At 70.8% G+C, this 250-nt stretch carries 1 pseudogene; it reads left to right on the forward strand.

The features are described from left to right. A pseudogene (locus SB751_RS33565) lies at positions 1 to 187 on the forward strand (virulence factor); the annotation flags it as partial. Between the last annotated feature and the right edge of the window lie 63 nt (positions 188 to 250).

Raw genomic sequence — 250 nt, forward strand, 5'->3', positions numbered from 1 at the left:
TGCGCCGGCGCCGGTCTACGCTCCCCCGCCCCCCGTCTACTACCGTCCGGCGCCCGTCTACGTGGCGCCCCCGGTGGTCTATCCGGCCCCGGTCTACATCCGCGGCGGCGGCTACTGGGGTCCGCATGGCCACTGGCGCGGCCCCGATCGCGGCTACTATCACGGCCGCGGCGGCTGGCACCGTTGATGCCGCGGGGCTCCCAGCCCACCGCAATAAATACAAAGGCCACTCTTGCGAGTGGCCTTTTTT

It is taken from the genome of Cupriavidus sp. SIMBA_020 (assembly GCF_046535395.1).
In the GTDB taxonomy this organism is placed as follows: domain Bacteria; phylum Pseudomonadota; class Gammaproteobacteria; order Burkholderiales; family Burkholderiaceae; genus Cupriavidus; species Cupriavidus campinensis.